This is a genomic window from Flavobacterium sp. Root935, from assembly GCF_001429295.1.
Lineage (GTDB): Bacteria > Bacteroidota > Bacteroidia > Flavobacteriales > Flavobacteriaceae > Flavobacterium.
This window is the reverse complement of sequence record NZ_LMJL01000001.1, coordinates 38,100-51,765: the sequence shown is the minus strand read 5'-3', so window position 1 is coordinate 51,765 and position 13,666 is coordinate 38,100. Positions and strand designations below refer to the sequence as shown.

The window sequence follows — 13,666 nt, the reverse complement described above, 5'->3', positions numbered from 1 at the left end:
TAAACTAAAATACAAATGAAAAAACTATTATTCTTATCACTTTTCGTGTTATCATTGGTCTCTTGCTCAAGTGATGACAACAATACGGCTGAAATTAATGGAGTTGCTTTTGCATCAACCTCATTGAATTTAACTGCTGCTGAAACGCCTATCGTGATTAATTTCGCAATACCAACAGCAACTGCAGGATCTTTGACACTAACTTACGTAGAAAATGCTGTTGTTGAAGGAACTGACTTTTCTACTATACCAGCTGCTACTGCAAAAACAATCGTAGTTCCCTTTGAAAAAAATGTTTCTTCTGTAAGTTTTACTTTTAAGAAATTAAAAGAAGCTATTGAAGGAGAAGTTAAAAATGTTGTTTTCACAATTTCAAGCAATACTATTAATGCTATTTTAGGTGAAAATAAAACAGTTCAAGTTAATTTTAATGAGACAGCTTATACGGGCGGTGTTTTAGCTGCAAGTGTTGGAGGACCAAATCAGCCAAATCAACTTTATCTTGATTTTAGTTCTGGTATAACTAAATCTGTAAATAGAGCGACTTGGGATTTTGGTTTCAATTCAGGAAGTGAATTTAGAGTTATAATAAACGGATCAGTTAAGATGGCTGTTAAAAAATTAGAAACATCTGACATCACTTTACCTCAGGAAATTGATGCTAACGTAAGCGTAGGTGCAGGAACAACAGCTGCTTCAAACGGCTTTGTTGATAATCCAACAGGCGTTTTAACAGGTGCAGGTGCAGGGATAGGAACAGCTATTGCTGAAGTTTCAGCTACAGATGCTGATAATAAAGTATATCTTGTTAATATGGGCGCTTTGGTTGGGACTAAAGTTGCAGGAACAGGAGGAGTTGAAGTTGATGGAGAATCAAGAGGTTGGAAAAAAGTTAGAATTTTAAGAAATGGAACTGGTTATAAAATTCAATATGCTGATTTATCATCTACTACTTTTACTGAAAAAACAATTTCTAAAGATACTGCTTATAATTTTACATTTTTTAGTTTAGCTTCTGGAAATACTGTTTCTGTTGAACCTGAAAAAGCTAAATGGGATTTAAACTTTACAGTTTTTACAAATTACCTAAATATGGGTAGTGGTGATGTAACATATGGATATGCTGATTTTATTACTAGTAACTCAAGAGGAGGGGCAAAAGTTTATCAAGTTTTAGTTTCTACTGGAGGATCTTATGCTGATTTTACAAAAGCAAAAATTGTTGAAGATAACTTTAAAGCTTCTGAGACAGATCAAAGAATAATTGGGGCAAACTGGAGAAACGGTGGAGGACCAACTACTTTACCAAGTATCAGAACAGATCGTTTTTATGTAGTTAAAGATGCTGCTGGAAACTACTACAAAGTAAGATTTCTTACAATGCTAAATGAAGCAAGTGAAAGAGGAAATGTTACTTTAGAATATGCTATCTTAAAATAATTTTAAAATGAAAATCTAAAAAATATAAAGAGTATTTCATTCTAAAATTATAAAGCATCGCATTAAAATTTAGTTAATCATTAGCTTTGTTTTTTTTATTTTTTTTTGATAAAGAGGTTAGATTTATCTAGCCTCTTTTTTTTGATCTAGTTTCTTACTAAAATGAATTAGAAACAAAATGTTATTCTATCTTTGCACAAGTTTTTCCTGCAATAAATTAACGATAACTTAATTGGTTTAATTTTTGTAGCAGTTCTTCATATTTTATAATTATTAAGTGAATACAAAATCTTATTTTTTTCAGTCTTTTGCGATTGTGGCGTTAGCGCTGGTTGCCTTTATTGGATTCAAACAAATCCTTCCAGATAAAATATTTTCAGACAGTAAACTAGATTCTAAAAACATATTAATCGATAGTCTGCTTTTAGAATCTGTGGCCAAAGATTCTCTTTCTTTGGATGATGATAGTATTGCTGAAAGCGAAAAAAAGTTAAACAGTCAAAAAATTGTTTATGATGAAACTGAGGGAATCGAATTTCCTGCAGAAACTTTTGAGAATTATAAAGGTTTTCAATATCTGATTCCTTTTTACGAAAAATTATATCAGTTAGAGAAAAATCCGCAGAACAAAGTTAGAATTGCTTACTATGGAGATTCTATGACAGATGGAGATTTAATCGTTCAAGACGTTCGTGCCAATTATCAAGAACGTTTTGGAGGAAATGGAGTTGGATTTGTTCCTATCACTTCAGAATCTGCGGCATCTAGAGGTTCTGTAAAATCTACTTATTCTAAAAACTGGAAAACACAATCATATTTAAATGTCAAAAAACCAACGAGCCCTTTTGGAATTAACGGACATGTGTTTTTTGCAAACGATCTATCAAATCCAACTTGGGTTCAATACGAAGCGGGACTTAAAAAATATTCTACTTCATTAGATAATGCAACCTTATTTTACGGTCGTTCCTCTAAAACAGGAAAAGTTAATTTTATTATAGGTAAAGACACTATTAAAAAGAATCTTTCGCCGAATAATTTAGTAAATACATTAAATGTTTCTTCTGGAAGCTTAAAAGCTTTTAAAGCGAATTTTGTACATGCAGATTCTATTCCGATTTACGGATTTAATTTTGATAACGGAATTGGAGTTCACGTTGATAATTTCTCTCAAAGAGGAAATTCGGGACTTCCAATATCAATGTTCAATGCAGATGTCATGAGAGCTTTTAATAATAATCTGAATTATGATTTAATTATTCTGCATTACGGAACAAATGTTTTGAACTACGGAACCAAAAATTATTCTTGGTACGAAAAAGGAATGACTAAAACAGTAAATAAAATAAAAGAATCTTTTCCAGGTGTTTCCATCCTGATTGTTTCCACAGCCGATAAATCGACTAAATATGAATTGGAAATGAAAACCGATTCTGCAGTAGTTCCATTAATGAAAGCTCAAAAACATTATGCACTTGAAACCGAATCTGGATTTGTAAATTTATATACTTTAATGGGAGGCGACGGATCAATGATAAAATGGGTTGATGAAACGCCGGCCAGAGCCAATAAAGATTACACGCACTTTAACCAGCGCGGCGCAAAAGCAATTGGTAATTTGTTGTATGGACAATTAAACAAAGGATACGAAGAATATAAAGTACTCAGAGAAAAGAGAGATTCTAATACGAATAAGCAGAGAACCGTAAGGAAAGCTAAGGCCGATTCCGTTTCCGTAACAAAAGACAGTGTATGATAAATAAACTTATTGTTTTCTTTTGTTGTCTTTTTTTCTTGAATAATGAAAAGACTTCAAAAACAGATGTACATCCAATACATAAAAGCATGATTCAGAAAGTTGATACTGCAGCGGCCGACGCACCTTTAGAAGGGCAATTTTATAATGCGAAAGTATTAAAAAGTTTTTTTCAGAAATTAGAAAAAAATGAAGATCAGAAAAATCAGAAAATCAATATTGTACATATTGGAGATTCGCACATTCAAGGTGATTTGATGACGAATGAGATCAGAAAGAACTTGCAGCAAAAATTTGGCAATGCAGGACGTGGTTTAGTATTTCCATATCAATTAGCTAAAACAAACGGATCTTATAATGAGCGTTTCAAATCGAATCGAGCTTGGGAAAGCTACAGAAATATTTATCCCTTTAAAAATAATCCAGTTGGATTAAGCGGGATTGGACTTTGGAGAGATTCTGGCGGATTTGTAATGGAAATGAATATAAAAGATCCTGCTTATAAATTTAATACCATAAAAATTATAACTCCAAAAAATCAGAATATGTTTGATTTGGCGGTTTCCTCTAAGGTTAATTCAATTCAAACCACTGAACGAAAAGTTATAACGCATAAAATTAAAAAAGGCGAAGTACTCGGAACCATTGCAGATAAATATAATGTTTCGGTCGCTGAAATAAAAAGAGACAATCGTTTAAAGTCAAATAATATTCGTGCGGGGAGAACTTTAAAAATTTCGACTAATGAAACAAGGGCAAAAACAATTTCTATGTCTGAATTTGTTCCCTTACCGATAGAATCAGATTCGTATTCACATTATTACAATTCCGACAATGCTTTAAGCCGAATTTTTTTGATTCCGAATAAAGAAGCTTCAAATTATGAGTTAAACGGACTTGTTTTAGAAAAAGATTCCCCTGGGATTCTATACAGTGGTATCGGAGTAAATGGAGCCAAGTTTTCAGATTATAATAAATATCCGTTATTTTTTGAACAACTAAAAGCATTGCATCCAGACTTGCTTGTTTTTTCATTAGGAACAAATGAAAGTTATGAACATTTAGATTCAGGAAATTACATTAAAGAATTGCGAGAGTTTATAAATAATATCAAAGCGCAGAAAATAGATGCACCGATAATAATTATGACACCGCCGCCATCTTTGCTAAGAAGAAAGCCCAATACCTATATTGATGATTACACCAGACAAATTATTGAGATAGCCCAAAAAGATGGTTTTGCAGTTTGGGATTTGTACGATGAATTTGGTGGAATGAGTGGCATCAAACAGCTAAAAGTGCAAGGGTTAATTGGACCGGATTGGGTTCATTATTCCAAAAAAGGATATGAGAAACAAGGAAATTTGTTTACGCAGGCGTTTTTAAAAACATACGATAATTTTAAATTAAAGAATTAAGTTGACAACAATAGATAGCATTAATAATTGGTTCATTCAAAATTTTGGTGCAATTACAACAGAACAAGTTAAAAGCTGGTTTGTTTACAATCCAGACGAAAAACTTTTATTTAATACCGGTTTATTCCTAGGCCTATTTTTGGTTTTCTATTTTGTGTATGGTTTTTTACGCAAAACATTTTATTTGAGATTAACTTATGTTATTCTCTTCTCATTATTCTTTTATTACAAATCAAGCGGTATTTATTTTCTGCTATTATTGCTTTCATCTGTTGTAGACTATGGTTTGAGCCAGATAATTTACAAGGAAAGCAGAGATGGTGTAAAGAAACTTTATTTGGTTATTAGTGTGATTTTAAATTTAGCACTTTTAGGCTATTTCAAATACATGAACTTTTTAATTGTGACATACAATGATATGTTTCATGGTAATTTTGCACTTCATAATGTTTTTCTTCCTGTCGGAATTTCGTTCTACACTTTTCAATCGATGAGTTATATAATCGAGATTTATAGAGAAGAAATCAAGCCTACAAAAAATTATATTGAATATTTGTTCTTTGTGTCGTTTTTCCCACAGTTAGTTGCTGGACCAATTGTGCGTGCAAAAGATTTTTTACCTCAGATTTACCAAAAATTAAACCTAACAAAACAAGATGTAAACAATGCTTTGTTTTTGATTATTGGAGGTTTAATTAAGAAAACAGTAATATCTAATTATATTTCGGTAAACTTTGTCGATCGTGTTTTTGATACGCCGATGACTTATACATCATTTGAAAATTTAATGGCTTCTTATGGATACGCCATTCAGATTTATTGTGATTTCTCTGGATATTCAGATATGGCAATTGGTATTGCGCTATTACTTGGATTTAAATTACCAGTCAACTTTAGAACGCCGTATAAGTCAACTTCGATTACCGATTTCTGGAGAAGATGGCATATCTCACTTTCGACTTGGTTAAAAGACTTTTTATACATTTCTATTGGAGGAAACAGACAAGGTTCTTTCGCAGGATATTTATTCCCAAGTTTATTTTTCTTTGGATTGTTGCTTTGGGGAATTTCAAATTATAATGAAAGTATAATTCCGCTGATAATTGCAGGAAGCAGTATTTTGATTTTCTGTTTATCATTTTTACTTTCAAGCAAAATAAAACAAACCTTAGTAACCAATTTTAATTTGTTTACTACAATGCTTTTGGGAGGTTTGTGGCATGGAGCAGGAGCGCAGTTTATAGTTTGGGGAGCACTTCACGGATTAGCTTTGGCAGTTCATAAAATTTTCATGGAATTTTTTCCTTCGAAAAAAGACAAGAGCCCAAATTTCCTATGGAGATTTTTCTCTATTCTAATTACATTTCATTTTGTGGTTTTCTGCTGGATCTTTTTCCGCGCAAGAGATTTCGAAACAGCTTTGCAGGTAATAAATAATATTGGTCAATTAACATTCGAACCAGAACTTTGGAAAACAATTATTTTAGGTTATAAAAATGTATTCGGATTAATGCTGTTTGGTTACATATGGCACTTCTTGCCAGAATCTTTTACCAACGGAATGAAATCTATTTTTGATAAAACTCCATTGTTAGTAAAAGCAATAATTCTGGGATTTGTTTACTGGATTGTTTACGCAACAGCGGTAGCAGGATCCCAGCCGTTTATTTACTTTCAATTTTAATTTTAAAGGTTCAAAGGGACATAGTTACAAAGGAGCAGAGGGTTTTAATCTTTGTGCTTTTTTTGTTTGCCACGAAGACGCTGAAGCACGAAGTTTTGTTTCACGCAGATTTAGCAGATTTTGGCAGTTTTTGTTAAATAGAAATCATTACAATCTGCTAAATCTGCGAGAGAGAAAAATAATTCGGGAAAGTAGTGCAATTCGTGGCGAAAATAACTTTCCGGCCTTAGGTATCTGCAAGATTTTTATCTTAATTAAATCTTTAAAAGAAAAACTTTGCGCCTTTGTGTCTTTGTGGCTATGAACCTTAAAAATAAATTGCCTGAAATATCTAATTAGATTATCTTTGCACTTCAAATAAAGAAAATGATATGTTTGATAATTTAAGTGATAAGTTAGATAAAGCGTTCCATATATTAAAAGGACACGGTAAAATTACAGAAGTAAACGTTGCCGATACCTTAAAAGAAGTTCGTCGTGCCTTACTTGATGCCGATGTTAACTTTAAAATTGCTAAAGATTTTACGGCTAAAGTAAAAGAAAAAGCAATTGGTCAGGACGTACTTACAACCTTACAGCCAGGACAATTATTAGTTAAACTGGTAAAAGACGAGTTGACAGAATTAATGGGAGGAGATGTTGCTGGTATTAACTTATCTGGAACTCCAACTGTTATTTTAATGTCAGGACTTCAAGGTTCTGGTAAAACTACTTTCTCTGGAAAATTAGCTAATTTTCTAAAAACTAAGAAAAATAAAAAACCACTTCTTGTAGCCTGTGATATCTATCGTCCGGCGGCGATTAATCAGTTACATGTTGTAGGAGACCAAATAGGTGTTGAGGTTTACTCAGAACCAGAAAATAAAAATCCTGTAGAAATTGCTCAAAACGCAATTAAACATGCCAAAGCAAACGGCTTCAATGTTGTTATCGTCGATACAGCGGGACGTTTGGCAGTAGATCAGGAAATGATGGATGAAATTGCACGTGTTCACAAAGCAATTCAGCCGCAAGAAACATTGTTCGTTGTCGATTCTATGACAGGACAAGACGCTGTAAACACAGCAAAAGCATTCAATGATATCTTGAATTTTGATGGAGTTATTTTAACGAAATTAGATGGAGATACTCGAGGTGGAGCAGCACTTTCTATTAAATCTGTTGTAAACAAACCAATCAAATTCGTAGGTACCGGCGAGAAAATGGAAGCAATTGACATTTTCTACCCAGATCGTATGGCTGAGCGTATCCTTGGTATGGGAGATGTTGTGTCTCTTGTAGAAAGAGCTCAGGAACAATTTGATGAAGAAGAAGCTAGAAAACTTCAAAAGAAAATCGCTAAAAACGAATTCGGTTTTGATGACTTCTTAACGCAGATCCAGCAAGTAAAAAAAATGGGTAATATGAAAGACTTGGTAGGAATGATACCAGGAGCTTCAAAAGCCATGAAAGATGTTGAGATCGAAGATGATGCTTTCAAACATATTGAAGCAATTATCTACTCGATGACGCCAGCCGAAAGAAGCAGACCAGCTTTAATTGATGTAAAAAGAAAAGCCAGAATCGCAAAAGGTTCCGGAACTAAAGTCGAGCAGGTAAATCAGTTAATGAAGCAGTTTGACCAAATGAGCAAGATGATGAAGATGATGCAGGGACCAGGCGGAAAAAATCTGATGAAAATGATGGGAGGCATGAAAGGAATGCCGGGTGGTATGCCGAGATAAAATAAAAGTTTAAGGTTTAAAGTTTCAAGTTATACGCTGGAATTTTAGACCTTAAATTTTATAATTGAATTAATATAAGAGATTAACTTCTCACTTTTAACTTAGAACATTTAACTTTTAGAAAACAATGCAGCTACTAGACGGTAAAAAAACATCTAACGACATTAAAAACGAAATTGCAGCCGAAGTTCAATCTATAAAAGCAGCTGGAGGAAAAGTGCCTCATTTAGCAGCAGTTTTAGTTGGAAATAATGGCGCAAGTTTAACTTACGTAGGAAGTAAAGTAAAATCATGTCAGGAAATCGGATTTGATTCAACTTTAGTAAGTCTGCCAGAAACCATTACCGAAGAAGAACTGCTGGAAAAAATAAAAGAGTTAAACGAAGATGATAATCTAGACGGATATATCGTTCAGCTACCGTTGCCAAAACATATTGATGAGCAAAAAATCTTATTAGCAATCGATCCAGATAAAGACGTTGACGGATTTCATCCAACTAACTTTGGAAGAATGGCTCTTGAAATGGAAAGTTTTATTCCAGCAACACCATTTGGAATTATGGAATTGCTAGAGCGTTACAAAGTAGAAACTGCAGGAAAACATACCGTTGTAATTGGAAGAAGCCATATCGTAGGACGACCAATGAGTATTTTAATGAGCCGTAAAGGAAATCCAGGTGATTCGACAGTTACGTTAACTCACAGCCGTACAAAAGACTTAGCCGAATTCACTAAAAACGCCGATATCATTATTACAGCTTTAGGTGTTCCAGAATTTTTAAAAGCTGACATGGTAAAAGATGGAGTAACAGTTATTGATGTGGGAATTACTCGTGTGGAAGATGCATCAAACGCAAAAGGATACGTTATCAAGGGTGACGTAGATTTTGACGGAGTAAGCAAAAAAGCATCTTTCATTACACCAGTTCCAGGTGGAGTAGGACCAATGACAATTGCTATGTTACTTAAAAATACACTATTAGCAAGAAAAATGAGAAGCGCAAAAAATAAGTAATCTTGTTTCAAAATAATAAAGAGCCTGTTCAATTGAACAGGCTTTTTTTTGTGATAAGCTTTCTAACACCATAGTTATGTGAATTGATACAAATGAAATGCCTTTTCAAAACTAGCATATCTATGATTCTATGTGTTTAAAAACCACTTAAAAGCACCATTTTAATATATTATTAATAATTTAAAGTTTCGGTTCTTAAAAATAAAGGATACTTTTGCACCACTTAAAAAACACTTCTCCAAATGGACGATTATTATTATTCGTTAGTATTAAATTAAGCAGCTTTTGAAAATTTCAAAATGCTGCGATAAAATCCTGTATTTTGAAATGAAAGCCTTTTACACAAACAACAACGGATTGATCGAAATCCCAAAATGGACTTCTAATTGCTGGATTCATATCGAATCTCCAACAGAAACAGAAAAAAACTACTTACTAGAAGAACTTCAAATTCCCGAAGCATTTTATAATGATATTGAAGATATCGACGAAAGACCTCGTATAGAAGTCGAAGATGGCTGGACATTGATAATCATGCGAATCCCCATTAAAAGTGGTGATATCAAAATACCTTTTCATACAGTCCCTCTCGGAATAATTTTTAAAGACGATATTTGTGTCACAATCAGCTTTTATAAAACAGAAATAATAAAAGATTTCGTTGCTTATTCGCAACGTAAAAACATCGAAATCGAAGATAATTTCAATTTGGTGCTAAGATTACTTTTATCATCAAGCGTTTGGTACTTAAAATATCTGAAACAAATCAATCAAAAAATAAAACTGGCAGAAGATAATTTAGAGAAATCTATTAAAAATGAAGAATTACAGGCCCTGCTTCAAATCGAAAAATGTTTTGTATTCTTTATAACCTCTTTAAAAGCAAATGATGTTTTGTTTCAAAGAATTAAAAACTTAAAAGCGCACAAAGCCAATTACGATCCTGAATTACTAGAAGATGTCGAAATCGAATTAAATCAGGCGCAGGATACGGCCAATATTTACAACAACATCCTAACCGGAATGATGGACGCTTATGCTTCGGTTATTTCAAATAACATGAACAATATCATGAAGCAGATGACCTCCATTTCGATCATATTAATGATTCCAACCCTAATCGCCAGTTTGTACGGAATGAACGTGCCAAACGGATTAGAAGAAAGCAAATACGGAATCTGGATTCTGCTTTTAGTTTCTATTATTTTATCTTCTTTCGGAGTGTTTTTATTCAAAAGAAGAAGATGGTTTTAATTTAAAATTCAAAATAGTAAAAGTCTGTTCGTTAAGAATGGGCTTTTTCGTTTTTATAATTTGGGCGTGACCACGTTTGCAAAAAGGCGCACCAATCTTTGTGCGTATGTGCGCCTTTCTGCAAACCCGGTCGGGCTATCCGCACTACTTTGGTAGCTTGCTCCTATCCCTCACGCAGCTTTGCGAATAATAGACCTAACAAGTTTTAAACCCTGTTAAGTCTTGTTGAAATAAAAAAAATCATTTTTTCATTTGTCAATTCAAAATAAATAATAACTTTGTATCGCAAAGTACTTTAATTATGAATCAAAAGCACCAAGAAGATTTAGCACATATTCGTTCCATGATGGAGCGCTCTTCAAGATTTATATCGTTAAGCGGACTTTCAGGAGTTTTCGCTGGTCTTTCGGCTTTAATTGGCGGAATCTATGTTTACCAGTTGTTCAAAGCAAATGGAATGGATTATCTAAATGATGAACATAGATTATATTCAGCTAATCTTGTTTCAGAGTTGTTCTGGATCGGAATTACAATTTTAGTATTTGCATTCTTGTTCGGGATATTTTTTACTATTAGAAAAAGTAGAAAATACAATCTGCCGATTTGGACTTCAGCAACAAAAAAGATGTTGTTCAATCTAGCTGTTCCACTTTTAGCTGGTGGAGTGTTTTGCTTGGCAATGATGTACCATGGTTATTTTGGTTTAGTGGCACCATCGACATTAATATTTTACGGATTAGCCGTTATAAACGCAGAAAAATATACATTTTCAGATATAAAATATCTTGGTTTTTCGGAACTGATTTTAGGATGTATTTCACTTTTTTATATAGGATATGGTTTGATTTTCTGGATTTTAGGATTCGGAATCCTGCATATTGTATACGGATTAGTGATGTTCAAAAAATACAAATAACCCAATGGGAATTATTGATAAACTAAATAAAGATTTTGAAAGCCGTGTCAGACTGGGTATTATGTCCGTTCTGATGGTTAACGACTGGGTAGATTTTACCGAGATGAAGACACTTTTAAATATCACTGATGGTAATTTAGCGAGTCATTCCTCTGCTCTTGAAAAAGCGGGTTATATAGAAGTAAAAAAAGAATTTGTTGGCAAAAAGCCCAAAACATCCTATCAAGTGACAGATTTAGGGCGCGCTGCCTTTAAAGAGCATTTATCTTACCTTGAAAAATTAATGAAATCATAATAACTCTATTTTTTTATCTAAACACTTTGAATTGCAAAGTACTTTTAAATTTATCAATCATGAAAAAACATCAAATTATCTTAGCTTGTACAGCAGTTTTTATACTGCTTTTTTACAACGAATCTGTTGGAATCAATATTTCTATATTTGGCGTTTTGCTAACGCTTTTGATTAGTTATTTCTTTCAGGAAAAGTTTGTAGACCGATCACATCTTGTTCTCGTAATGACTTCAATTTTATCTTGTTTCGCTTTTGCATGGTATGGCGACGCGGCATCTTTTTTTGCTTTAGCATTATCAATCCTCTTTTTACAATTCAAAACCCAAGATGGAGAACTTAAAATGATTCAGGTTTTCCCTCTAATAGTCTTAAACGGATTTACTTCTATTGGCCGAATTTTTATCTTTAAGCAATGGCTTCCAGAAAGAAAAATCCATAATGATTTTGCTAAAAAACTAGTTGCCTTTGTTCTTATTCCAGTGATCTTCTTAGGATTGTTTTTTATTGTTTATTCTTTCGGAAGTGATCATTTCTCTTCATTATTTACAGATTATGAATTGGATATTAATTTACCACAATTAATTGCAATGTGCATTTTGGGATTTTATATCTCGTTCAGTTTTTGGAATTATTGGGTGCCCGATGTTTGTTACGAGTACAATCCAAAATTAAATAATGATTTTACCAATATTTCTGAAGTAAAAAATCAAAGTACATTTTCATTTCTAGATCTTGATTTTGAGAGAAAAAGCGGTGAAATCACATTGGTTTTATTGAATATCATGCTTTTGGTTTTTATTGGAACTTACAATTATGAGCAATTTTTTGAAGTGGTGGAAAAGACAAATTTAAGTTCAGATATACATGAGCGTGTAAATGCAGTGATCTTTTCAATTCTTATGGCTGTTGGCGTAATTTTGTTTTACTTTAAGGGTGGTTTTAACTTTGATGAGAAAGCCTCTTCTCTGAAAAAATTAGCAAAATTTTGGATTATCCTAAATGTGATTTTAATTATAAGTGCCATTATCAAAAACTCAGAATACGTTTCTTTCTATGGCCTAACTTATAAGAGACTGGGAGTTTATGCTTTTCTAATTTTGGCAATTATTGGATTAGTTGTTTCACTTCAAAAAATTCGCAATCAGAAAACGAATGCTTACCTTTTCAATCAAATGATTTGGTATTTCTATGGAACAATTCTGTTATGCAGTTATGTAAATTGGGGAAGTCTCATTACAAACTATAATATTTCTGTAAACAAAGGAGTAGAGCCCGTTTTTTTAAGCGGATTAAATTTTAATGACGATGCGCGACGCGAATATCTTAGAAAAAATAATTTAGATGGAAAATATGCAGAAGCGGTAAGAGAAGAATTGATTTCAAATTATCAAAATGCAAACTTTTTATCTAAAGCTTTGTATTATGAGTTTTTGAATGAAAAGAATAAGTAAATGAGGAGGGTTTCTATTTTTTCAATATTGTTTATTGTTTCATTTGTTACAAATTCTCAGAATTTAAGATATCGAAGTGTTGATTATTACTTTTCTCTTTTTGAAAAAGCTGAAATTAAAAAAAGTCAAGAAAAAGGGCTTTTAGACCACAATTTAAAACTTAGTAAAAAATATAAAAAGAATGGAGAAAACAAATTAAACGAAGCTGGGCAAAATTTATATTTAGATATTAAAGTGAATCTTTTAAAGTCATATTTTAAAGATTATTTGTATCAGCAAGATGTAAATTATAAAAATGAAACATATGTTTTATATTTTTCTATGGCGGGTTTCGATGATACGGAATGGTGTATTCTAAAATGGCAAAGAGGAAAATGGAAAAATTTAGAAAAAATTGACAAGCAGGTAGTGGAAAATGCTAGAAATAAAAGAGGTGAAAATGCTAATTTTAATTTTGTGTGTTTCAATTATGATGAAGGTCCAAAAAATGTAGATGGAGTTAAGATTTTTATAAAAAATCATTATCTAATAATGCAAAGAGGAGGACTTTATCATTCTTTGATTGATCTAGATCATGATAAGGTTTTAATTAATGAAGAATCTCCTATGCACGCTAGTGATTCTAAGAATAAAGCAGAAATGAATATTTGGATAAAGAAAAATCTTCATGATAAGATTGATAAAATTATAAGCCAATAAGCCCAAAAGTCCCA

Annotated in this window: 11 protein-coding genes; all 11 read left to right on the top strand. The window is 32.5% G+C overall.

Features of this window, described 5'->3' with window-relative positions; genetic code table 11:
- The first annotated feature begins 15 nt into the window (after positions 1–15).
- The 11 genes from ASE40_RS00255 (at position 16) to ASE40_RS00205 (ending at position 13,652) form a co-directional block, all read left to right on the top strand.
- Positions 16–1,440 (top strand): HmuY family protein, encoded by a 1,425-nt coding sequence (locus tag ASE40_RS00255; protein ID WP_082586719.1) that lies wholly within the window; start codon positions 16–18, stop codon positions 1,438–1,440.
- A gap of 277 nt (positions 1,441–1,717) precedes the next feature.
- Positions 1,718–3,196: an SGNH/GDSL hydrolase family protein gene (locus ASE40_RS00250; RefSeq protein WP_057114818.1), complete on the top strand. Its 1,479-nt coding sequence runs from the start codon at positions 1,718–1,720 to the stop codon at positions 3,194–3,196.
- Positions 3,193–4,614, top strand: coding sequence for a GDSL-type esterase/lipase family protein (locus ASE40_RS00245; RefSeq protein WP_082586718.1), 1,422 nt, complete (start codon positions 3,193–3,195; stop codon positions 4,612–4,614). Before ASE40_RS00250 ends, ASE40_RS00245 begins: the two co-directional genes overlap by 4 nt.
- A gap of 1 nt (position 4,615) precedes the next feature.
- Positions 4,616–6,298 carry an MBOAT family O-acyltransferase gene (locus ASE40_RS00240; RefSeq protein ID WP_057114817.1) on the top strand — a complete coding sequence of 561 codons (1,683 nt, stop codon included), beginning with the start codon at positions 4,616–4,618 and terminating at the stop codon, positions 6,296–6,298.
- Between the two features lie 371 nt (positions 6,299–6,669).
- Entirely contained in the window at positions 6,670–8,022 is a 1,353-nt protein-coding gene (gene ffh / locus ASE40_RS00235; protein ID WP_057114816.1) for a signal recognition particle protein, read from the top strand.
- Positions 8,023–8,149: 127 nt separating this feature from the next.
- Positions 8,150–9,037 (top strand): bifunctional 5,10-methylenetetrahydrofolate dehydrogenase/5,10-methenyltetrahydrofolate cyclohydrolase, encoded by an 888-nt coding sequence (locus ASE40_RS00230; RefSeq protein WP_057114815.1) that lies wholly within the window; start codon positions 8,150–8,152, stop codon positions 9,035–9,037.
- 285 nt (positions 9,038–9,322) lie between these two features.
- A complete protein-coding gene (locus ASE40_RS00225; protein ID WP_241774302.1) occupies positions 9,323–10,291 on the top strand; it encodes a magnesium transporter CorA family protein in 969 nt (322 codons plus the stop codon).
- Positions 10,292–10,592: 301 nt separating this feature from the next.
- Positions 10,593–11,207, top strand: coding sequence for a hypothetical protein (locus ASE40_RS00220; RefSeq protein WP_057114813.1), 615 nt, complete (start codon positions 10,593–10,595; stop codon positions 11,205–11,207).
- A 4-nt stretch (positions 11,208–11,211) separates the two neighbouring features.
- Positions 11,212–11,502 (top strand): winged helix-turn-helix domain-containing protein, encoded by a 291-nt coding sequence (locus ASE40_RS00215; RefSeq protein WP_057114812.1) that lies wholly within the window; start codon positions 11,212–11,214, stop codon positions 11,500–11,502.
- A 59-nt stretch (positions 11,503–11,561) separates the two neighbouring features.
- Positions 11,562–12,953 carry a DUF4173 domain-containing protein gene (locus ASE40_RS00210; RefSeq protein ID WP_057114811.1) on the top strand — a complete coding sequence of 464 codons (1,392 nt, stop codon included), beginning with the start codon at positions 11,562–11,564 and terminating at the stop codon, positions 12,951–12,953.
- Positions 12,954–12,980: 27 nt separating this feature from the next.
- Positions 12,981–13,652 (top strand): hypothetical protein, encoded by a 672-nt coding sequence (locus tag ASE40_RS00205; protein ID WP_128414915.1) that lies wholly within the window; start codon positions 12,981–12,983, stop codon positions 13,650–13,652.
- Positions 13,653–13,666: the final 14 nt, after the last annotated feature.

Bases quoted from the DNA above. Each gene is read 5' to 3' on its own strand.
- ASE40_RS00230 (WP_057114815.1), top strand. From the start codon at position 8,150: ATGCAGCTACTAGACGGTAAAAAAACATCTAACGACATTAAAAACGAA.
- ffh (WP_057114816.1), top strand. From the start codon at position 6,670: ATGTTTGATAATTTAAGTGATAAGTTAGATAAAGCGTTCCATATATTA.
- ASE40_RS00245 (WP_082586718.1), top strand. From the start codon at position 3,193: ATGATAAATAAACTTATTGTTTTCTTTTGTTGTCTTTTTTTCTTGAAT.
- ASE40_RS00255 (WP_082586719.1), top strand. From the start codon at position 16: ATGAAAAAACTATTATTCTTATCACTTTTCGTGTTATCATTGGTCTCT.
- ASE40_RS00215 (WP_057114812.1), top strand. From the start codon at position 11,212: ATGGGAATTATTGATAAACTAAATAAAGATTTTGAAAGCCGTGTCAGA.
- ASE40_RS00220 (WP_057114813.1), top strand. From the start codon at position 10,593: ATGAATCAAAAGCACCAAGAAGATTTAGCACATATTCGTTCCATGATG.
- ASE40_RS00210 (WP_057114811.1), top strand. From the start codon at position 11,562: ATGAAAAAACATCAAATTATCTTAGCTTGTACAGCAGTTTTTATACTG.